This is a genomic window from Hyphomonas oceanitis SCH89, from assembly GCF_000685295.1.
In the GTDB taxonomy this organism is placed as follows: domain Bacteria; phylum Pseudomonadota; class Alphaproteobacteria; order Caulobacterales; family Hyphomonadaceae; genus Hyphomonas; species Hyphomonas oceanitis.
In genome coordinates this window covers 14015-34122 of the sequence record NZ_ARYL01000039.1, presented here as the reverse complement: position 1 = coordinate 34122, position 20108 = coordinate 14015, and the positions used below count along the sequence as shown (strand labels likewise).

15 protein-coding genes are annotated in these 20108 nt (G+C 60.8%); 2 read left to right on the top strand and 13 right to left on the bottom strand.

Annotation, left to right across the window (positions count from 1 at the left end):
- Window positions 1-8: 8 nt before the first annotated feature.
- The 3 genes from HOC_RS17675 to HOC_RS17665 form a co-directional block, all read right to left on the bottom strand.
- Window positions 9-1013 (bottom strand): MFS transporter, encoded by a 1005-nt coding sequence (locus HOC_RS17675; RefSeq protein ID WP_035541069.1) that lies wholly within the window; start codon window positions 1011-1013, stop codon window positions 9-11.
- 3 nt (window positions 1014-1016) lie between these two features.
- Complete coding sequence (locus tag HOC_RS17670) at window positions 1017-1868, bottom strand: outer membrane beta-barrel protein (RefSeq protein ID WP_035541060.1); 852 nt, start codon at window positions 1866-1868, stop codon at window positions 1017-1019.
- Window positions 1869-2117: 249 nt separating this feature from the next.
- A complete protein-coding gene (locus HOC_RS17665; RefSeq protein WP_035541059.1) occupies window positions 2118-2714 on the bottom strand; it encodes a hypothetical protein in 597 nt (198 codons plus the stop codon).
- A gap of 148 nt (window positions 2715-2862) precedes the next feature.
- On the opposite strand from HOC_RS17665, the gene HOC_RS17660 reads away from it, so the two are divergent.
- A complete protein-coding gene (locus tag HOC_RS17660; protein ID WP_156950530.1) occupies window positions 2863-4242 on the top strand; it encodes a hypothetical protein in 1380 nt (459 codons plus the stop codon).
- 541 nt (window positions 4243-4783) lie between these two features.
- Here HOC_RS17660 and dacB read toward each other — a convergent pair.
- From dacB to HOC_RS17615, 9 genes are all read right to left on the bottom strand, one after another.
- Window positions 4784-6259, bottom strand: a complete 1476-nt coding sequence (dacB, locus tag HOC_RS17655) for a D-alanyl-D-alanine carboxypeptidase/D-alanyl-D-alanine endopeptidase (protein WP_035541056.1) — start codon at window positions 6257-6259, stop codon at window positions 4784-4786.
- 113 nt (window positions 6260-6372) lie between these two features.
- Window positions 6373-7095: a TetR/AcrR family transcriptional regulator gene (locus HOC_RS21510; RefSeq protein WP_156950529.1), complete on the bottom strand. Its 723-nt coding sequence runs from the start codon at window positions 7093-7095 to the stop codon at window positions 6373-6375.
- A gap of 5 nt (window positions 7096-7100) precedes the next feature.
- Complete coding sequence (locus HOC_RS17645) at window positions 7101-8609, bottom strand: NAD(P)/FAD-dependent oxidoreductase (RefSeq protein WP_035541054.1); 1509 nt, start codon at window positions 8607-8609, stop codon at window positions 7101-7103.
- Window positions 8606-9568, bottom strand: a complete 963-nt coding sequence (locus tag HOC_RS17640) for an alpha/beta fold hydrolase (RefSeq protein WP_035541051.1) — start codon at window positions 9566-9568, stop codon at window positions 8606-8608. The genes HOC_RS17645 and HOC_RS17640 overlap by 4 nt, the downstream gene beginning before the upstream one ends.
- Window positions 9565-11247 carry an N-acyl-D-amino-acid deacylase family protein gene (locus tag HOC_RS17635; RefSeq protein WP_035541048.1) on the bottom strand — a complete coding sequence of 561 codons (1683 nt, stop codon included), beginning with the start codon at window positions 11245-11247 and terminating at the stop codon, window positions 9565-9567. Before HOC_RS17635 ends, HOC_RS17640 begins: the two co-directional genes overlap by 4 nt.
- A gap of 18 nt (window positions 11248-11265) precedes the next feature.
- Complete coding sequence (locus HOC_RS17630; protein ID WP_035541046.1) at window positions 11266-11520, bottom strand: hypothetical protein; 255 nt, start codon at window positions 11518-11520, stop codon at window positions 11266-11268.
- On the bottom strand, window positions 11517-11753 hold the full coding sequence (locus HOC_RS17625) for a hypothetical protein (RefSeq protein ID WP_035541044.1): 237 nt from the start codon (window positions 11751-11753) through the stop codon (window positions 11517-11519). Before HOC_RS17625 ends, HOC_RS17630 begins: the two co-directional genes overlap by 4 nt.
- A gap of 84 nt (window positions 11754-11837) precedes the next feature.
- Window positions 11838-12740 (bottom strand): aldose 1-epimerase, encoded by a 903-nt coding sequence (locus tag HOC_RS17620; protein ID WP_051625053.1) that lies wholly within the window; start codon window positions 12738-12740, stop codon window positions 11838-11840.
- Window positions 12733-15231, bottom strand: coding sequence for a glycoside hydrolase family 3 protein (locus tag HOC_RS17615; RefSeq protein ID WP_035541041.1), 2499 nt, complete (start codon window positions 15229-15231; stop codon window positions 12733-12735). Before HOC_RS17615 ends, HOC_RS17620 begins: the two co-directional genes overlap by 8 nt.
- A 167-nt stretch (window positions 15232-15398) precedes the next feature.
- Between HOC_RS17615 and HOC_RS17610 the strand changes: the two genes are divergently transcribed.
- Window positions 15399-18311 (top strand): glycosyl hydrolase 115 family protein, encoded by a 2913-nt coding sequence (locus HOC_RS17610; protein ID WP_051625052.1) that lies wholly within the window; start codon window positions 15399-15401, stop codon window positions 18309-18311.
- Window positions 18312-18315: 4 nt separating this feature from the next.
- On the opposite strand, the gene HOC_RS17605 is transcribed toward HOC_RS17610, so the two are convergent.
- Complete coding sequence (locus tag HOC_RS17605) at window positions 18316-20073, bottom strand: glycoside hydrolase family 43 protein (protein ID WP_084146432.1); 1758 nt, start codon at window positions 20071-20073, stop codon at window positions 18316-18318.
- Window positions 20074-20108 lie beyond the last annotated feature (35 nt).

Genomic DNA, 20108 nt, shown 5'->3' with positions numbered 1-20108 from the left:
CTTCTGTCTCAAAATACCTGACGACGAACAAGTATCGGCGCAACCATCGCGATCAACGTAACCATGTAGAGGACGAGCGTCGTCCATTTCTTGCCAAACGATTTGGATAGCGGCAGCACAATGACAAAGGAGAGTATTACGCCGACAAGGTTACCCGCAGTCAGCGTGGCGATATTATTCGCGGAAAGGCCCCAGAAGTACGTCTGGATATAAACACCCAGCGCCGCGTAAAGACCTCCCGACATGGCGCCAAGCATGCTCGAGAACAGGATGGGTGCATTGACCCTGTGAAACAGCGTGGAGAACATTTCCTTCGCCACGGCCAGCGCACCTCTCCGTGGGGGCGGAGGGGAATGGACCAGCGACGAAACACGGCTATGTGTCCCTATGCTGGATATGAATATCGCCAGCGCCATTAAGGGCGCCGCAATCCACGCGTACTTGATATAACCAACCTTATCGAGCAGCCCTCCCGGCGCAGCAGGGTCGTTCGCGAATATGAACGCGAATACAGAGATGCCCATAAGAATGCCGCCGACCACGCCAAAGAAAAAGCGATAGGCGACAAGCTCCGTCCGCTCGTCATAGTCCTGCGTGAACTCCGCAAGCAGAGCGGTGGACGGGACCTCATAGACGCCGATGGCTATGCGGGTCAGGCTTGTCATTACCAATAGATAACTGAACAGCAGGGCATGCGACTCCACTGCCGGCGGCATCCAGAGCAGAAGATAGAAAAGACCCACCGGGAGCACGGCAGCATACATGAATGGATGCCTCCGTCCCCAGCGCGTCCGCAGACTGTCAGACCACTGCCCCACGACCGGATCGAGTACAGCATCCGCGACCATGGCAATCATGATCGCGGCGCCGACCCAGGCCGCCGGCAAGCCGATGACCTGGTTATAGTAGATCATCAGCAGCGCGTTGAACCCGTTATCCTTGATACCGAAAGCGACCGTTCCGAGACCGTATACGGCCTTCGTGGACCAAGGGAGTTTGGCAGCCTTTTCCACAGGTTAGAAGTGTAGTTCGAGCTGAACGCCGACTGTGCGCGGCGGTGTCAGATAATAGGTCTGCTCAATCCCCGGCGGGAATGACAGCAAGCCGCCCCGGGCGCCATCATAGCCCTGTTCGTCAAATGCGTTCTTGACATAGGCCGTCACCACATAGGTCTCATCCGCGCTTCTCCAGACGCCGATAAAGTCAACCTGATCGAAGGTCGGCGTCTGCGTGTATGGCCGGTTGAAGATGCCGTGATAGGTCGCGTCCTGCCAGGAATAGTTACCCGAAAGAGTCAGGTCGCCATTTTCGCCAAGGGGCACATCATAGCTGACATTGAGGCCAACCTTGTTAGGCACGGTGCGCGGAAGCATTTCGCCTTTGAGGTTTTGGGGCTGGCTGCCGCTGGCATTGACCGGACCGGACGGCTGAGCGCCCGGCTGGCTGGCCGTTGGATCGACATTATCTACGAAGCAGCAAGCGCTACGCACTTCGGAGTCATTATAGGCATAGCTGAACATGAAGCGCAGGTCGTCCGTAGGAGTCCACATGGCTTCCAGTTCCAGACCCATAGCCCGTGAGTCTTCAATGTTGAAGAAGCGCGTCAGGGTCAGACCATTTTCAACGGAATCCAGCGGCACTTGCAGACCGTCATAGGCATAATAATAGGCTGTTGCGTTCAGCTGAAGCTCGTCGCCGAACGTGCGCTTGGCGCCGAATTCAAACGAGTCCAGCAATTCCTCGTCGGTCTGCGGGAACTGGCCGATATTGTCGAAGGTCAGCGCCGAAACGCCCTCTTCGGCGGCCAGTTCGAGATAGGCATTGATCAGCTTGTTCGACGACTGCTGGCGCCGCTCAGATTGTCTCATTCTTCCCCCTTTTGGCACGACGCTCTGCGCCGTGTCCTTATGCCTGCATCAGGGCGCGAGGCCCCTTTGCGATTGCCGGCCGGTCGAGCGGCCGAATTGGATTCCTGCGCGTCGCATGTGTCGCGACTGGCAAATCCCGGGAGGAAAGGTCAGACTGTCAAAGTCTGGTGAGATTGTACAGCCTGTTGCACGTGCGACCGGAAACGCCCTTTGGGGCGCCCGGCATGGGGGTCTGATTGTGGTGGAGATTTAGCCGGATGTTTCCCAGCTTTTGAAGGCGTCGCGGAGGAGTTCCGGCAGGGCGGTCGCGATGGCGCCAAGCTCTGGCGGCATGCGGTGGGTGCGTGGCATGGGAAGCGCGATGGGTGCGGCTTCACCGGCCTTGCGCTGGCGTTCCAGCGTGCGGGCGAGGCGTTTGGCGTGAGCTTCAGGGGCCGCTAGCAGTTCTTGCAGCGCCGCGAGCCGGGCGAGGATTGGGGCGGCCTGAACAGGGCCGGAAGGCCGTGCCGTCGTCGCCAACCCGTCCCTGTCCATGTCCGGGCCCAAGACGCGGGGCGACAGGCCGGTGAGGCGGCCCGAGGCTTTCGTCTCGACGCGCTCGGTATCCGGATGATGCCCGGACGATGTCCGAACAGGGACCGGCGGCAGCACGAGTCCGAGGGCCATCAAAGTGAGAAGCCGCCGGATAATGATTTCGAGGCGCGCGAGTTCGGCGCGGGCGCGCTGGGCGAGGGTTCGCTTCAGTGTGGTGGGATTGAGGTGCGCGTTCGTCATCGCGGCGACGGCGCTCAAAGCGCGTTGCGCCTGGGCGATGCCGTGGGTGACGAAGGCGGACGGATTGGTCATGGCGGCCAGTATAGGCCGGGCGGGATTCAGGTTGGATAAGGTGGGGGAGAGAGGCCGCCAGCGAGCGGTGGGTGCTCATGCTGTGGAAGTTTACACAATCAAGATAAATTCGATTTAAACGGGAATGCTCCACGGAGGGCAGAAGACCATGCCGATTGCGCTAATAGATAATTCCACTCTGACATCGGTGCAGAGATTGACGGGACAGGCGCCGGCGCCGCGTTCTTACGATATGGAAGGCGATTACAGTGCATTAGAAGGCTATGCACAGACCATCTTATTCAACGACGCATTTTACGCTCTTGACGACTATAAACCGGAATATAGAGCGTCTCGAGCCGCAGCCTTTCCGCCAATACGGTTTATTGGAATCAGTAAGTATGATGCGCTTGAAGTAGACTCTATCGAACTATCCAAAGAGTTCGCTCTCGATCTTCGTGGCGGAGAGATGCCCGAAGGCATTGTCCAAGAGTTTCTTGAAAACATGAATCTCATGCTCACCGCAGCATGGCATATGCAGTCGAGCAACTATTTTCTGACATTGAAAATACTACGAGAAGAGGATGGCGCCTCAAACGAAAAGTATAAATACAGTCCCCTGACAGCCGCAATCTTCCAACAGCTCATAGGGCGTGAAAATGCTCAAGACGCGCCTCTCCCAACTCTTATAGATTCGAAGGGAAACCCGATCCCAAGCTCACGGAATATGGGGAACGGTAAAATTGAAGCAGTTAGCGAAGATCTTCTCGAGTTCTCCAACTCCATCAACTGGCTAGCTCGGCGCGCAATCTTCTATGCGCTTGTAGCAAGTCAAGCGAATGCACAGCTTTGTCTTCACCCAATCAGGCACAATTTCTTGGCGGCTTGGGGGGGACAAAAAGGATTATTTCAACCATCTAAAACATGGGCCAATGGGATGCGCCGCTACTTCTCAGGTAAGCTAGCAGAGGTAGTCAATGAAGTTAACTCCGAGATTGACGCACAAGAGATTGGCTTAGAACTGCCTCCCTTCGCAGCATGGGCAGTCGGGAAAACGGGCAAAGTGTCGAGCGCATTGGAGCTTCTGTACGAACGTAGACAACACAACGACTTTGTCGCCATTCGCCAAAAGTTCGATGAAATTCACTCACTGTTCGCCGAAGGGGACGCGCTCAAAGCAAAGAAAGAAGTGAATCGACTCAAAACGGCACTTCAAAAAGAAAGCGCAAGTATTGTGGCAAAGTTTGGGGACTCATCCGGCAGCCGCTTTTCGATATCAGCTTCTGCGAGCATCCCCGCGGGTATCGGCGTTAGCATATCGAAGGACTTTTCCTTGCCTGACTTTGGCCAGGGTGCAAGCAGTAGGCGTGCCTTCCGCGTGGCATTTCGAAGTATCGCCAGCGAGATCGCCGCGTTTCAAGCTCTAGGTAGAGTTCGTCATCAGCTACGCGCAGAGGTTCGGAAAGACGATACATTCAGCACTCCCGCGCTCGACATAGAAGAAAGCCGGTATAGATATTCCAGACCGTACTGGAAAAAGCCCATGTAGCATGGACGTTTCAGCAAACCGTAGGGTGGGTCCACGCCGAGCGATACCCACCATTTGCCCTCGCCCCACAAACAGTCCTCATCCTGAGCGAAGTCGAAGTATGAACGCAACAACACCCACGCCCGCGCCTCGACTTCGCTCAGCATGAGCTCCCAATATTCCGGGTTCGGATGGTGCATTGCGCTTCGCTTAATGCACCCTACGGGACTTTCTTTTATTGCATGAGGTCCCGGCTTTCGCCGGGACTGTGGATGTGGGGTGGGTGAGGCGCGCTCGGGATGAGGCCTGCCGAGAATCTGGATTTCCTCCCGGGGATACCTGCGGAGGCAGGTATCCATGGACGGAACTCTGCCTAGGCGCTGTTTGGAGGGGGCGGGTCATGGACCCCTGCCTTCGCAGGGGTCTGCGGGGGCCCGGTGGCTTTGGAAGCGGAGCGTTCAGCCATGGCTGCATCCCCGGCGCAGGCCGGGGTCTCATGCGGGTGGTCCCCTCTTCAATTGCCTGAGGTCCCGGCTTTCGCCGGAACTGCGGTGCGGGGGCGCTAGTTGGTTTCGGCGATGCGGATGAGGGCGGCGTCCATCATTGGCGTGGCGGATGAGATGGCGAGCGGGCGTTCGTTGGCGATTATGGCGAAGGTGAGGGTCTGGCCGCTGGCGGCGGTCAGGTAGCCGGAGAGGGCGTTGGTGCCTTTGAGGGTGCCGGTCTTGGCGAAGATTTTCCCTTCCAGGATTGTGCCGCGGAAGCGTCGCTGCAGTGAGCCGTCGACGCCGCCTATGGGGAATGTGTCTTTCCATGCCCTGCCCCAGTCCTGCGCGGCGGCGTAGGTGAGCAGGGTGACGATGGTCCGTGGGCTGACGCGGTTGTAGACCGACATGCCGGAGCCGTCGAAGAGGTCGTGGCCGTTCGGGGCGGCGCCGGCCTCTTCCAGCAGGGCGTCGACCCGGGCGAGGCCGGCCTCGGCGGCGCCGTCTTCATCAATGTGGCCGAGATGGCGCAGCATGAGTTCGGCATAGAGATTCTGGCTGTCCTTGGAGATGTCGGTCAGCGCCTCAGGAAAGGCGGGCGGGGCCAGCGCGGCGAGCGGCGGGTCGCCATCGTCAAGGCCGGTGAAGGCGGCCTCGGGCGGTGTGCCGGGCGGACGGTGGCGGGCCATAGGCGGGCCTTCGACTGTGATGCCGCGTGCCTGCAGCAGGGCGGTGAGGCGCGTGGCGGCGGCGAGGGCCGGATCGTCGAGGCCGAGGTGGAAAGCGCGCGGGGCGCTGCCGGGCGGGACGTGGCCGGCGACGTGCACGATGGCGGTACCGGGCAGATGGGAGACGATGAGATCGTCTTCGGGCGCCTCACCGCCCTGCCCCGGCCACCGTGCCGTGACGGTGACGTTGATGATTGTATAGGCCGCGTCGCCGGGCGCCCATGTGACGGTGGCCGGGGCGCCTTCGCTGGCGGGGGCGACGGTGAGCGTGGCGGTGTTGTTATTGATCGTGAGGGCGGATGTGGCGGTGCCGTAGGCGGTTTGCAGGTCATCCCAGCTCCAGCCGGGGCCCCAGCGCGCGTCCGGGAACCATGTGTCGTCGCCGACGACATGGGTGATGCTGGTGAGGCCGATGGCGGCGACGGCGTCGGCCAGCGTGGCGAGGCAGCGGGTTTCGCAATCTGGCGTGTCGGTGAGGTGGGGGTCGCCGCGGCCGTGGAGGACGAGCGTGGGGGCGCCGGTCTCGCCGACATCCTCGAGGGCGACGAAGGTGGCGAGGCGCGGGAGCATGGCGGCGAGATCGTCCTGCCAGCGGAAGGCGGCGGCTGTGGTGAAGAGCTTGGTGTTGGAGGCGGGGAGGAAGCGCTGGTCGGGGTTGATGGCGGCGATCTCGCGGCCCTGCGCATCCGTGACGAGGAGGCCCCAGCGGATGCCGGCGGTCTCGGGCGGGTTGAGCGTGGTATCGAGGTCGCGCTGGAGGGGCGTGACGCAGGCGGCGAGCAGCAGGCAGGCCAGGAGCAGCAGGCTGCGGCAGCGGTGTGGCATGGTCGTCCCCCGGGTCGGTTTTCCTCGGGCGACGTTAGCGCATGGGTGCGGCGGGCGTGAAGCGAAATGCGTGTGTTCGGCTTGTGCAGGCGCGGGGCGACCGGAAAGCGGGCTCAGGCGCCGCGGGCGGCCTGTTTGATCGGGGCTTCGGGGGCGGTTTTGTCGTGCAGGAGGGATTCAAAGGTGCGGATGCGCTCATCCAGCAGGGCGATGCCCTTGCCGGTGGCGACACCGCGCAGGGCAATGGCATAGCCGAGGGCGCCAGCGGCGCGCAGGTGGCGCGTCTCGAGCGTGCCCATGACCCAGGAGAGCATGACGCCATTGGCGAGGTAGGAGAGCGTGCGCTCCAGCGCCTCGGACGCGAAGCTGGCATTGATGAGACCTTCGGCCTGCGCTGCCTCGATCAACATGCGCCAGGCGGCACTGTTGCGCTCAAGGCGCTCTGTGGTGGCGAGACCGGTTTCATCGGTGCCGCGCGTGTCGAGGAGGGCTTTCCAGATGGTCTGGTAGAAGTCCGGATCGTCGGTGAAATAGCTGGAGGCGAGTTCCTGCGCCGCGAACAGGCGGTCGATGGCATTGGCCGCCTTGATCCTGCCGAAGCGGACGACGAAGTCGCGCTCGTCCTCGAACACGGCGAGCACGACGGCGCGCTTGGAGCCGAACAGGTTGTAGGGCGTCGCGAGGCTGACATCGGCGCGCTTGGCGATCATGCGCATGGACAGGTCGGTGTCGCCTGTCTCGCGGATGAGATCGCGGGCGGCCTGCACGATGCGCGAGCGCCGTTCGGCTTTGGCCTGTTCGCGTTTGCCGGTCTCTTCGATCACTGCGTCTCCCATCAGGCTCAGGCCCCTTGCGCGATGCGGTCGATATCAGCCTGATAGTCGAGGGACAATGCCTTGATCATCTCGTTGCGCTCCGGGCCGGCCTTGGGCGGATAGGCTGCCGCGTTGCGCTTGGGGCCTCGTGCCCAATAGTACAGGACCTTGGCGAGATTGGCGGGCTTGCCGAGCCACTTGTTCGGATGCTCCAGCATGTGGAAACCGCGCATGGCATCGCGCAGGAGGCGCGTGTCATAGCGCAGGGCAATGCGGACGCCGTCGTCGAAGAAGCCCTGCATGAGACGGGCACGCAGACCGGGCTTGTAGTCCGGCGTCAGGGCCTGGCGGGCACGCTTGATGGCGGCGCGGTCCTGGGCGCGCTGGTTGAGGTAATAGGGCTTCAGCTCGGTGAGAAGGCGCTGGTGGAAAGCAACGGAGCGCGCGTCGGGATCGGACGTCTCGTCGAGTATCTCGCGCAGGACCTGACCGCTGACAGCAGCGAAGGAGCAGCCGCGTCCATAGAGCGGATTCGTGCGGATCAGCGTGTCGCCGAGGGCAAAGTAATGGCGCGTAAGCGGCTTGCCGTCGACGACGAGATCGCGCCAGCGGCTGATCAGGTCGCCCATGCCGTGGACGCGGCCGACCGGGTCGGACCGTTCGGACTCCGTCCATGGGGCAAGGCCGGGCAGCAGCAGGGTCATTGCGTGGAACACGTCGGGGTTCAGGATGGCCTTGCGCAATTCCATCTCGACTTCAGGCACGGCCATCGTGATCGAGAAGCAGCCATTGTCGCCCGGGAAGACGCCGAACTTGAGGAAGCCGAGATCGCCGCTGGGGGGCGGGTTGTCGATGCGGGAGGGCTCGTCCTTGCCGGGCTTCAGGCGGTAGTGGCGCGTGAAGTAGAGGATGCCGGCGGATTCGGCCTCTTCCGGAAAGTCGACGCCGTCGGCCTTCAGCTGGTCGATGGTGAAGCCATTCTTGCCCGACGCGTCGACGATGATGTCGGCGGTCGCGGAGGTCTCTTCACCGTCGCTGTCGCCGATAAGGCCGCGCACGTTGAGGACGCCATCTTCGCCCTTGTCGGTAATGAGGCGGCGCACAAGGAAGCCCGAACGGATGGTAACGTTGTCGAGGCTGCCGACATAGCGGCGCATCGCCAGCTCAAGCGTCGTGCGGCGGCTGGTAATGATGGTGAGTTCGGCATCACTCGGCTCAGGACTGTAATCATCTCGCTGCAGGTCACTGAGCATGGCGTCGAAGGTGAGTTCACGCACGCCCAGGTCGAGCAATTCCTGCATCAGTCGCGGATGGTCCCGCTTGATGATGGACCGGAGGCGCGCAAGGAAGGCGTGGCTCTGGCGCAGGTGGCCGACGCCCGTGTGCTTCCACTCATGGAACACGGTGTCCGGATCATCGCCGGGCGGCGGGGCATCGCGCTCGATGAGCGTGATCTCCCTGCCCGTTGGCGCGAGCGCCAGCGCTGTGCACAGCCCACCAATGCCGGCGCCGATGATGAGAACGGATTCGGTCATCCATCCAGCTCCTTCAGGAAATCGAGAATGGTTTCGTTGACGGCCTCGGGCGCTTCCTGCTGGGTCCAGTGACCCGCACCGGGGATCAGCTTGTTGATGCGCAGGTCGGTCACGAACATGGGCATGATCTTGAGGGCTTCTTCCGCCATCATGATGACGCCGTCATTGGTTCCCGCGACGAAGAAGGCGGGTTGGGAAATGGTCGATGGCGCGCCTTCGGTCATTTTCCATGTAAGGTCGTGGTTGCGATAATAGTTGAGCGGGCCGCGCATGCCGGAGCGCTTGAACTCGGCCTCATAGAAATCGAGATCTTGCTCGCTTATCCAGTCCGGAAGGGTTTCCGGATATGGCAGGCTGGAGAACATGTCATCGTCTTCGGCCTTGGGGGCGAGTTTGGTCAGGTCAGTCTCTCCGCCGGCCATGACAAGGAACTTTCGCAAGGCGGTGCGGATGTCGGATTCGAACTCGGCTTCTGCGACGCCCGGCTCATAGAAATAGAGCTGGTAGAAGAACTGGCCTTTGTACATTTCCCGGAGCATCGCCATGGGGGGCACCGGCGAACGCGGCAGGAAAGGCACCGACATGGCCCCGACCGCGCGAACCTTGTCCGGATGGTGAAGCGCTGTGGCCCAGGCTGTTGGCGCGCCCCAGTCATGCCCGATCACGACGGCTGTTTCGTAGCCGAGCGCCGGGATGAGGTCGACAATATCGTTGACCACTTCGACCTGGTTATAGGCCTCAATGGCTTCCGGCTTGTCGCTCTTGCCATAACCGCGCATGTCTGGCGCGACGACGTGATAGCCAGCATCGGCCAAGGGCTTGAACTGATGTCGCCAGGAATACCAGGATTCCGGGAAGCCATGAACGAGGAGCACCAATGGCCCCTCACCGGCTTCGGCAATGTTCAGTTCAATTCCGTTGGTGGCAATGCGACGCTGCGTGACACCCGGCCAGCTCATGCCGCAACCATTTCGCGCACGCCCGGAAGCACTTCGCCGCGCGCGTCCTGATAGCCCTTGGCTTCAGACCATGCGATGCCGCCACCGACGATAACCGTATCGACGCCATGGGAGTCACGGACATAGCGATGACCGTCGCCCGGAACGTCGTTGACGAACTTCTCTTCGCCGCGCGCAATGGTAGAGGGATCGAAGACGGCAATGTCGGCTATCATGCCTTCCTTCAGCATGCCACGTTCCGGGATGCCCCAGATGGCGGCTGTGTCTGACGTGATCTTCTTCACGGCGGATTCGACCGTCATCAGGTTCAGGTCACGCACGAAGTGCGAGAAGAGGTAGCCCGTATCGCCATAGGTGGAGAAGGAGAGGATGTGCGCGCCGCCATCGCTGGCGCCGATATGCACGCGCGGATGGTTGAGCAGGCCAGCGACCTTTGCATCATCATTGTGGCCCATGCCGGCCGACAGGAAGTGGGCTTCGAGCCCCTCTTCGACCGACAGGTCCATCATGGCTTCAACCGGCGTTGTATTGCGCAGCTCGGCGATCTCTTTGAGCGTCTTGCCGACGTATTTCTGGTTCGCATCGGTCTCGACATGACGCAGGACCAGCGTGGGCCACAGCCCTTGCAGGGGCGCCGCTTCCGCGATCAGCTTCACGCGATTTTCGCTGTCGCTGAAGAACGCACTGATCTCGTCCGGCGTGCCGAAGCGCATGATCTTGTACCAGGTGGGGAAGCGCATGAAGAGGAGGCTCGGCACCGAGAAGCTGAAGCTGATGTCGATCGGACGGGTCTGGACCTGTGGCCACACACGGGCGCCGCGGGCGAATTGTTCGTCGACGCGGGCCATGACGCGGTTCACTGCGTCGACATTGTCGGCATTCATGAAGAGCGGCGAGAACGTGGTCGGGATATTGTACTTCAGCGACAGCTCGGCGAGCTGGTCGAGACGCGCGATGGTGAGATCGGAATCGTAGAATTCCGGTACGATCTGCAAAACGCGGCCATATTCGCCGAGAACGCTGGCGAGCGCTTCGACTTCGCGGGCATCGGCGTAGCGGCTTGGCACGGGCAGCAGTTTTTCGTCCATGTCGACATAGCTGGTCGAGAGACCAGCAGCGCCGGCATCGAGGCATTCACGCAGGACGCTCTGCATCTCAGCGATCTCGGCATCGGTTGCCGTGCGCTCGGTGGCCGCTTCATTCATGACCCAGAGGCGGATGACCGAATGGCCGACGAGCGGCGCCACATTGATGGCGAGGCCCTTGCGGATGCGCGTGATGTATTCGGAGAAGGTTTCCCAGTCCCAGACGACGCCTTCCTTGAAGGCCTTGAGCGGCATCTCTTCGATCTGGTTGAACATACCAACCAGTTTCATGCGGTGCTTGGCCTTGAGCGGCGCAAGGGAGAGCGAGCAGTTGCCGGGCACGATGGTCGTAACGCCGTGGGCGAGGGCAGGCTTGGCGCAGCCATCCCAGAGAAGCTGGGCATCGAAGTGCGTATGGGGATCAATGAAGCCCGGCGCGACGATCTTGCCTTCTGCGTTGATTTCTTCGCGCGCGGCTTCCGGCACCTGCCCGATCTTGACGATGCGATTGCCCATGACGGCCACGTCGGCCTTGAAAGCCGGCAGGCCTGAGCCGTCGACCACTTTTCCGTTTCTGATGACAAGATCATACATGTCGATGTCCCTCCGTTATTATTGTTGTGTTGAATTCGAATTCACAAATCTGTTCGACGCGGCCTCAAGGGCATCGCGCACATGATGCCAGCCCTGCCCGATCAGACCGTCCGGCGTGCTGGCGCCGCAGCTGTCCATCAGGACACGCACGGCGTATTCATCAAGGGCGACCAGGGTCTGGCCGCCATTTTCGTATTGCAGGGTCACGTTGAGCTCGGCATCCCCGTCATGGGCTGCTGCAAGCTCGACCCGGCTGATGACTGCGCCGCTCATCCGTGTGCGAGCGGCGGCTCAACGAAGATCACATCGCTTGGGAGGATGTTGTTGCTACCCGTGCCCATGCGAGCGGCGGCGCGCATGTAGACATGGAGGTTCCAGCTTTGAAGGCTGGCAATGGCGTCTTTTTCGGAAAGATCCGGCAGTTCGCGACTGGCGATATGGCTCCAGTCGTCCCCTACTTGGGGCAGGATGGATTTGCGAACGCGTGAGAGCTGTTCAACCGGCATGTGTATTCCTCCGTCATTTTCCATAATTAGAACGCGTTCTAATTATTTGACAAGCTATGACGCAGAGGAAGGGAATGGGGCGGGTTAGAGGCGGTTTGCGCCGATGGTGATGGCGAGGTGGAGCGTTTCTCCGGTCTGCAGGACCTTCAGGCCTGCCTCGCGCTGGTCGTCGGCCTCGAAGGCCCCGGTGCAGTGGGTGACGGGTTCGAAGCAGAAATAGGGCTCGTTCGCGGGTGTGTAGACGACGCAATGAGTGGCAGCGCCATTTGCCTTGATAGTGAGATCGAGGCCGGTGTCAGCTTGCGTGATGCGAGCCGTGCCGGACCAGCCGTCGAAGCAATGATCCAGCACGCAATCCGAAACGGGGCGGAGCGTGGCGAAGCTGTTGGTGCTGTCTGGAGCCTGCGGCGTGGGAGCTGTGTCGCCGAGGGGCGGCCAGATGCGTTTGGCGTCGAACTGGAGACGCGTGGAGGCTGTGCGCGGGAAATAGGGATGGAAGCCGAGGCCTGCAGGCATCGGCATTTGGCCAGTATTTCGGAGTGTGAGCGAGAGACCTATGCCCGCCTTGCTGACAGTAATTTCCTGCAGGCATTCATAGGGCCAGGGCCAGCCCTCGGCGCCGGTGAGGCGAAGCACGGCGCGGGCAGTGTCTTGCTCCACCACGTCCCACGCGCGCTGCCAGCCTTCGCCATGGATGACATGTTCGTCGCCATCCCAGTTCAGCGCGAGCTGGTGGATCTCACCTTCGAACACAAATTGGCCCCGGCGTATCCGGTTTGAATAGGGCACGAGCGGAAAGCAGGCGGACTCAAGCGCACTTGAGGCGCCTGATGTCACGTCCCGCCGCAGGACGTCGACGTCTTCGAACGAGGCTGAGACGATGCGACCGCCGCGGGCCGCGTCGATCTCGACTTCGTATCCATGTGCGGCAATGCGCACGACGGCCAGAGTGCTAGCCGTCGTGCGCGTAAGATCGGTATTACTCACTCAGACAGGTTTCCTGCGCATCTTCGTCTTCGGCGAAATGGACGTCGGTGACGGCCACCGTGCCAGCGCCGTTGGCCTTCAGGGTGAAGGGTGATGTCACGGCCTCAAGGTCCAGATCTTTCAGGCAGCTGAGCGAGAGGCGGACTTCGGTCCATTCATTCGCATTGGCGACTTCGGCCGGGAGCGTGTCATAGCTGGCGCAGCCATCGGCTTCGCATTGCATGCCGATCTCGACCTGGCCGGCGACGCTGGACTTGAGCATGAGCGTCAGTTCCATGTCGCCATTGGACTCCCGGAGAAAGTTACGGGCGTTGCCGTCCTTGAAGGCCACGCTGCCCCCTGCCCCACCAAAGGTGAACAGGAGCGCATTTTCCTGGGCATTGTGATCGACACGCGACTGCGTGACGTCGCCGACAAGTTCGGCCGCCCAGTCGGAGACAAAGCTGCCATTCTCGAAGAAGACGCTATTGGCGCGTGCCGACATGAGATCGGCACTGACCGTTTCATCAAGATCAGAAGCAACGGCGCCCGGCGCGGCATAGGAGAGGCCATAGCCATAGGCAAAGAGCGGATCGTAGACCGCATCGCCGACGTTCAGTGGCTGCTGGTCAGCGGCGCGCGGCCAGGAGAATGAAAGCTTACCGGTGAAGTCATTTCGCGGCTGCCCATCTGCATCAGCAATCAGGAGGTCAGCGACACCGGCACCTTCGCTGCCCGGCCACCATGCGGCGACAAAGGCGTCGGAGGCATTCAGTTCCGGGTTCACCCACATCGGGCGACCGGAAAGGAAGACCGTTACGACCGGGACGCCGTCTGCTTTGAGCTTCTGCAGCAGGTTGCGCTCTTTGGTTCCGTCAATGTCATAGGCGAGATGGTCGACGTCGCCGCGGAATTCCGCATACGGCTCTTCACCGAAGACGATGATGGCGACGTCAGGCTTGGCCGTGTAGCTGCCATCAGAACTATACGTGACATTCGCGGCGGCGCCCTGGAGCCCATCCAGTATGGAATCGGCATTCGGGAACAGGTTGTTCGACAGACCGCCGCCCTGCCACGTCAGGGTCCAACCCCCGGCCTGTTTGGAAATATTGTCGGCACCGTTACCAGCCACAAGAATCTTTGCATCCGGGCGGATGGGAAGAACAGAGCCTTCATTCTTGAGCAGTACGAGCGACTCCCTGACGGCCTGACGGGCGATAGCGCGATGCTCAGGCGAACCGAGAAGATCAGACCGACCGGACAGCGGACGCTCGGCGGGCCGGACCTGGTCGAAGACTCTATAGTAAAACTTGGCGCGCAAGATGCGGCGGACCGCATCATCAAGCCGCGCCATTGGAATCTCGCCGGACTTCACTTCGGCCAGCGTGTTCTTGTAGAGGCCCTTCCAGCTGTCAGGCGCCATATACATGTCGAGCCCCGCGAGCAGAGCTGCGGCGCAGTCTTCATTCGTGCAGCCGTCCAGCTGTCCGTGGGCATTCCAGTCGCCCACAACAAATCCGTTGAAGCCCATACGCCCCTTCAGGACATCGGTGAGCAGGTAATGGTCGCCATGGATCTTGGAACCGTTCCAGCTTGAGAACGAGGCCATGACCGACAGGGCACCGGCCTCAATGGCAGGCGGATAGCCGGCGGCATGCAGGCGCACAAGATCAGCTTCCGGCAAGATGGCATCGCCCTGGTCCTTGCCACCATCCGTTCCGCCATCGCCGAGGAAGTGCTTGGCGGTGGAGATGATATGCGCGTCGCTCAGGAAGTCATCGGAGCCGAATACGCCCTGCAGGCCCTCAACGATGCGGGGTGAATAGGCCGCGACAATTTCCGGGTCTTCACCGAAGCCCTCATAGGACCGTCCCCAGCGGCTATCGCGCGGCACCGCGACCGTTGGCGCAAAGGTCCAGTCATGACCGGTCACGCGCAACTCTGTTGCCGTTACCCGCGCAATCTCGCCCATGAGATCCGGATCACGCATGGCACCGAGGCCGATATTGTGTGGGAAGAGCGTTCCGCCGATCACATTGTTATGACCGTGGACGGCGTCGATACCCCAGAGGATCGGGATGGCAACTTCAACACCTTCAGGATCGACAGACGCCATGTAGTAAGCGTCGACGGCCGCGAGCCATTCATCGACTGTGCCGTATTGCTTGCCGTTCGGACCGGAATTGCCGCCGCTCAGCACAGAGCCGAGCCGGTATTCCTTGACCTCTTCCGGTGTGACCGATCCGTTATCCGCTTGAATGACCTGGCCGACCTTCTGCTCCAGCGTCATCTTGGCCATCAGCTCATCGATGCGCGCTTCAATGGCAGGATCGATCAGGTTGCTTTCGACAGCAGGCCAGAGTTCGACGTCACCTTCCGGGACCACTTGGGCTTCCGGTGCGGGTTGTTGTGCCTCAGCGCTTTCGAGATTTGCGGGCGCCGCTGTATTGCAGGCCGCCAGCAGCAAGGCTGAAAAGCCGAGCAGCGCCCCTTTTTGCGAGTCCATTGCCATTCCTGTTCCTCCCGGGATGATTTGCCCTTTGCGGGCATTATGGGTCGCCGGCCATTTTGCAGCGCCTTCCGAAGAAGGGTTGCGCCGAAAAATGATGGCGTTAACATTTTAGCTAAATGAAAATGTGCCCCGGTTCAACGGGAAACGAACTCAGGGGAGAAAACATCATGATTCAACAGGCGCGAAGATCGTTCATACCGGGTGTTTTCCTCCGGCTCATCGCCCTGTTTTCCTTTGTGATTCCCTCCGCCTGCGCGCAGACCCCTGCCCCTGCTCTGATTGCCCCGATTGCGCCGGCGGGGCAGATTTCCGCTGAACGAGTCGCGCAGGGCTTCCCGCTTTTCGAGGATGGAGTCGCGACAACCATTCTGGTCGATCCGGATGAAGATCCCGGCATTCTACGCGCCGTGCACAACCTGCAATCCGATCTCGAAGCGCGCGGGTCTGTCCGCCCTGAAATCAATACGGCCGTTCCGAAGCATGCCAGCAACCTGATCATTGTCGGCTCACTCGCCAATTCGCGCTGGATCGCGGACCTGATGGCCAGCGGGCATGTGACAGACACCGGCCTGAGCGGAGAATGGGAGGCGTTTGCGCAGGAAGTGGTGGAGCGACCTTTCGACGGCATTGAGCGGGCGCTGGTAATAACTGGTTCGGACAAGCGCGGCACGATCTTTGGCGTTTATGACCTGCTCGACCGGGCCGGCGTGTCGCCGTGGAACTGGTGGGCGGATGTGCCGATTGCACAGGTGGAGGCGCTTTATGTTGCGCCCGGTCGGCGCGTTGAGAAGCCAGAGGTCAAGTATCGCGGCATCTTCCTGAACGATGAAAACCCTGCCCTGCTTGACTGGGTAAACGAGACCTTCGGCGGCTTCAATCACGCGTTCTACGAGCGCGTTTTCGAACTGATGCTGCGCCAGAAGGCGAATTACCTGTGGCCTGCCATGTGGGGCAAGGCGTTCTATGATGACGACCCGATGAACGCAGTGCTGGCTGATGAGTATGGCATCGTTATCGGCACCTCCCATCACGAGCCGCTTGGGCGCGCGCATATCGAATGGGAGCGCTATGGCGAGGGCGACTGGAACTATGCCGCCAACAAGAACAGGCTGCAGGATTTCTGGCGTTATGGCGTCGAGCGGATTGGCGAGCATGAGGCGATCGTGACAATCGGGATGCGCGGCGATGGCGATGAGGCGATGGCGGAAGGCACGGCGATTGACCTGCTTGAAGAGATCGTCTCCGACCAGCGCAAGATCATCGAAGACGTGACCGGCGCTCCAGCGGAAGAGACGCCGCAGCTTTGGGCGCTCTATAAGGAAGTGCAGGATTATTACGACAAGGGCATGGACGCGCCCGGCGATGTGACCCTGCTGTTTGCAGATGATAATTGGGGTAATATCCGGCGCCTGCCGGAGCTGGGGAGTGAGCGGCCGGGCGGCTATGGCGTCTACTACCATTTCGATTATGTGGGCGATCCGCGTAACTATAAATGGATCAACACGACGCAGATCGAGCGCGTGTGGGAACAGATGAATCTCGCCGATGAATATGGCGCGAAGCAGATATGGATTGTGAATGTCGGCGACCTGAAGCCGATGGAATTCCCGATCAGCTTCTTCATGAACATGGCGTGGGACCCGTCTGATTGGCCGCTGGAACGGCTGGCGGACTATCCGGAGACATGGGCGGCGGAACAGTTCGGACCGGAACACGCGGCAGAGATCGGCGAGATGCTGACGGCCTATACGCGCTTCAATGCGCGCCGGAAGCCGGAGCTGCTGGAGCCGGGCACATATAGCTTGGTCAATTACGATGAAGCCGACAGGATTGTCGCCGACTATGAAGCGCTGGCGGAACGCGCGACATCTATCGGCGAGCAGCTGCCGGAAGCCTATCAGGACGCCTACAAGCAATTGGTCTGGTTCCCCATCCACGCGGCGGCAAACCTGAATGCGCTCTATGTAGCGGCGGCGAAGAACCAGCTCTATGCGAAGCAGGGCCGGGCAGAGACAAACGCGATGGCAGACAAGGTCGATGCGCTGTTCGAAAAGGATGACGAGCTGACGCGCCATTATCACGAGGATATCGCTAACGGGAAATGGAACCACATGATGGCCCAGACCCATATCGGCTACACCTACTGGCAACAGCCGGAGCAGGACAACAAGCCGGACACTGTGCGCATTGATGTGCCGCAAGCGGGGGGTCCGGGTATCGCTGTTGCGGGTACGGAGGCCATTTCAACGGGGTCCGATACCAAATTGGCGATGCCCGTGTTCGAGCCTTACGGGCGATCAGTGCAGACGTTTGACGTGTTCAATCGGGGAGAGACGCCGTTCATGTTTGAGGTCGCGTCGGATGCCGATTGGGTCGAGATTTCGGCATCTGGTGAAGCGGTGACCACACAGAGCCAAGTGACCGTGTCGATCGACTGGCGCCTTGCGCCTGAGGGACGGGCCGACGCGACGGTGTGGATCACGAGTGGGGACGTGCGCATCCCAGTGAGCGTTCCGACGCACAAGTTCGGCGTGGCAACCGGCAGAGAGGCTTTTGTGGAGACGGACGGCATTGTCAGCTTTGCAGCAAGTGCGGCGCAGACTGTTCGTAATGGCGAGGACGTGAGCTGGAAGGTGATCCCGAACCTTGGCCGGACGGATGACAGCATCACTGTCTTTCCGGTGACGGCGGATAGCCAGGTGCCCGGAACGGTCAATTCGCCGAGCCTGTCCTACGATATCTATGTCACCGAACCCGGCGACTACAGCGTCTACACGACCTTGGCGCCGAGCCTCGATTTTCGCGGCAAGGGGGGGCTGAGATATGCCGTCTCCGTGAATGACGAGGCGCCGCAGGTGGTCAACATCAATGCGGACACGTCGCAGGCGGCGTGGGAGAAGACTGTCGCTGACTATGCCAATGTTCAGGCAACCCGGCACAGTATCGAAGCGCCGGGTTTGCAGCGCATCACGCTATGGGCGGTTGATCCGGGTGTGGTGTTCCAGCATGTCATTGTCGCGCGGCGGCCCCTGCCCGCTTCCTATCTGGGACCACCGCCGAGTGTTCAGGCTGGCGAATAGAGGCTCACGGATTGGCATCCGGTGCCTGGGCATAGAGACCAAAAACGGCGCCGACAAAACCGCCTGCGACATTCGTGCTGAGGATCTTGCCATCAAGGCCGTCGGCCAGCGTGATCCAGTCACTGTCTCCATCGAGGCGATAGGCGAAATCATAGACATCGCCGCGCGCCGTGATGCGCAGCTGTATGGGTGTGCCGGGTAATGGCTCAATCCCCTGCACCGCGACTTCCTCACCGCCGAGGGCGGCTTCAGGCCCAGCCTTGCGGCGTAGTTTGATGAAGACATTGCCTGCCTCGTCTCGCGTGACGCCCAAGGCATAGAAATAGTTATCGTTCTGGAACACGGCGAGGCCAGCTTCCTCACCGGCCGCTTCGGGCGTGAAGATGAGGGAGCTTTCGGCGCTGGCGTTTTGGTGCTGCTGACGCCTACCCCAGAAGGATGGTTGGGCGCCGGCACCAAGATCGACCGGACGCGGCTCAAGTCTCAGTTCGCCATCCTGCAGCGTCCACCATTGCGAGGTCGGAACACGTAGAGTCATCCAGTTGAAGGGCAAGCGATCCGCATTGAATTCCTCGACATATTCAAAGTTTCCGGTGAGCGGCACGGACGACGCCTCTGCAGCCGGTGCGGACGGCCTCTGCGGCACGAAGTGAGGCACAAGCTCGCCCTTTGGGAGTATCACCGGCCAACCCGAGGACCAGTCTACAGGCAGAAGGAAGGTCTCGCGGCCGGTATTGTAATAGTCGTCTTCGTAGGGCCGCACGCCGAGGAATGTGGCCCACCATTGCCCTGCCCCATCCTGCACGAGATCGGCATGACCGACTGACGTGATCGGATCGCTCCGGTCCTCCGGCTGGTCGCGCTGCGTCAGGATCGGGTTATCCTCATACGCGACATACGGACCAGTCACCGTCTTCGACCGGAGAACGACCTGGGAATGGTCCACCGCTGTACCGCCCTCGGCCGCGCTCAGGTAATACCAGTCACCAATCCGGTAGATGTGCGGGCCTTCAATCCAGATCGGTTTTTCTTCCGGGTGTATGCCGCCATCGATCAGGACAATGGGTTCGGAAATGGACTGGAATGTTTTCGGATCGACTTCGCGGATCCAGATTGCCCGGTGGCCTTCGTATAGAGCCTCTTCGGGAGGGGAGTCATTGTTGATGACATAGACCTTGCCGTCCTCATCGAAGAAGACGGACGGATCGATGCCGCCGACCTCGGGCAGCCAGATCGGATCCGACCAGGGTCCGGCTGGATCCTGAGTTGTGACAATGAAATTGCCCCCGCAGTCTACGCAGGTATTGCCGACATAGAATGTGCTGTCATGAAATTCGATTGTCGGGGCAAACACGCCGCGCGACAGGCCGAGACCGTCAAAGTCCAGCATGCCGGGGCGATCAATCACATTGCCCACCTGCTCCCAGTTGACCAAGTCGCGACTGTGCATGACCGGTATACCGGGAAAATAGCCGAAGGTGGATGTGACGAGATAATAGTCGTCGCCCGCGCGTGTGACGCTGGGGTCCGGATAGAAGCCCGCGAGAACTGGATTGACATAGCCTGTCGACAGGTCTCCCGATGTTTCGAAGGCAGGGTCATTCCCGGAATATTTGAACCATTCGAAGCGCGCTGCCGAGATTGCCGCCTCGGAGGCCGGAGCCGTTTCTTGCGCAGCGTCTTTATGTCCGCTGTCGCACCCGGCCAGTAACACAAGCGCCAGAGCGCACCCTGCATGCCCTATGGATTTTGCCCGAACCATTCGCCGATTTCCTCCGCTATCTTTTTTTGTTTTCG